General features: G+C 37.4%; 2 protein-coding genes. Both read right to left on the bottom strand.

Annotation, left to right across the window (positions count from 1 at the left end; all coding sequences use genetic code 11):
* The coding region (locus Q0F90_RS09155) for an aspartate-semialdehyde dehydrogenase (protein ID WP_296004974.1) at positions 1 to 966 on the bottom strand (966 nt) is incomplete at its 3' end.
* A 22-nt stretch (positions 967 to 988) separates the two neighbouring features.
* A partial coding sequence (gene dapB / locus Q0F90_RS09150) for a 4-hydroxy-tetrahydrodipicolinate reductase (protein WP_296004972.1) occupies positions 989 to 1,629 on the bottom strand: 641 nt, incomplete at its 5' end.

Raw genomic sequence — 1,629 nt, 5'->3', positions numbered from 1 at the left:
GATTTGGTCCCCTACAATCCAGAAATTCATACCTTTGTCATTGTATAAGTCTTTACGAATACGACCGATTTCACAATCGTTTTGATTGGATGTATATAAAGGCATAGGATAAATTTGTTCTGCAGGATTATCTTTTACTTGTAAGCCTGGGAATTTTTCACAAGCTGCTTTGAAAGCCTCTACAGATACTGGTTCTGCTGTTTCTACTAATACAGACTCAGAGTGAGAGCGATATACTGGAACACGAACTGTAGTAGGAACTACTTGGATAGTTTCGTCATGAAGAATTTTTTGTGTTTCGTAAACCATCTTCATTTCTTCTTTTGTATAATCATTATCTAAGAACACATCGATTTGTGGCAATAAGTTAAATGCTACAGGATAATGTTTAGGTGCAGAACCTGTAGGTAATAAGTTTGCTGTCATTTCTTCGCCAGCAGTAAATTGTCTTACTTGGTTCTCAAGTTCTTCAATACCTTCTTTACCTGCACCAGATACAGCTTGGTATGTGCTTACAACAACGCGTTTAATAGGAGAAATATCATGAAGCGGTTTCAAGCCTAAGCTCATGATAATTGTGGAGCAGTTAGGATTTGCAATGATACCTTTATGTTTCAAAATATCTTCTGGATTAACTTCTGGTACTACGAGCGGAACCTCAGGATCCATACGGAACGCACTAGAGTTATCGATAACAATAGCACCACGTTTCGCAGCTTCTGGCGCTAAAGTTTTAGATATGGAACCACCAGCGAAAAGAGCAATATCAACATCATCAAAAGATTCTGGTTTTGCTTCTTCTACAACATATGTTTTGCCATTTACAGTCAGCTCAGTACCAGCAGAACGAGCAGAAGCCAATAATTTTAAGTTTTCATAAGGGAAGTTACGTTCTTCGATTAGTGAAATAAATTCAGCACCTACTGCACCAGTAGCACCTAGAATTGCAACATTAGGTTTTCTCATTGATAAATCTCCTTGCTCAAAATTATAAATAATGTTCTAAACCGTATGTTAAACCTGTTTTAGAACTAATTTTTTTACATGCTAATACTACGCCTGGCATGAAAGATAAACGGCTTAAGCTATCGTGACGAATAGTCAATGTTTCGTCATAACCACCAAATAATACTTCTTGATGCGCTACATAACCTGGTAGGCGTACACTATGAATAGTAACATCATCAACCTTGGCACCACGAGCACCTGGTAAGCTTTCACGAGTTAAATCCTCATCAGCCATTACCTTAGCAGCTTGTTTAGCATCATTGATCAATTTAGCCGTTAAAATCGCTGTACCAGAAGGAGCATCATATTTGTGATTATGATGTAATTCTATAATTTCCACATTAGGGAAATATGGAGCTAATTCCGCTGATACTTTCATCATCATAACTGCACCAAGTGAGAAGTTTGGAGCCACTAAACAATTAGCATTATTAGCGCGACCAATTGCATCGAGCTCATCTCGTTGTTCAGTAGTTAAACCAGTTGTACCGATAACAACATGAATGCCAGCAGATAACATTTTTTTAGCGTTTTCATAGATAACAGCTGGATTTGTAAAATCTACAATAACATCAGGTTTATTTGTATCGAGAACCTCATCGATGGAGGCATTCATCTTGA

The organism is uncultured Veillonella sp. (assembly GCF_934190855.1).
Taxonomy (GTDB): domain Bacteria; phylum Bacillota; class Negativicutes; order Veillonellales; family Veillonellaceae; genus Veillonella.
Note: the sequence above shows the minus strand (reverse complement) of the source record. Positions and strands in the feature narration are given on the sequence as shown.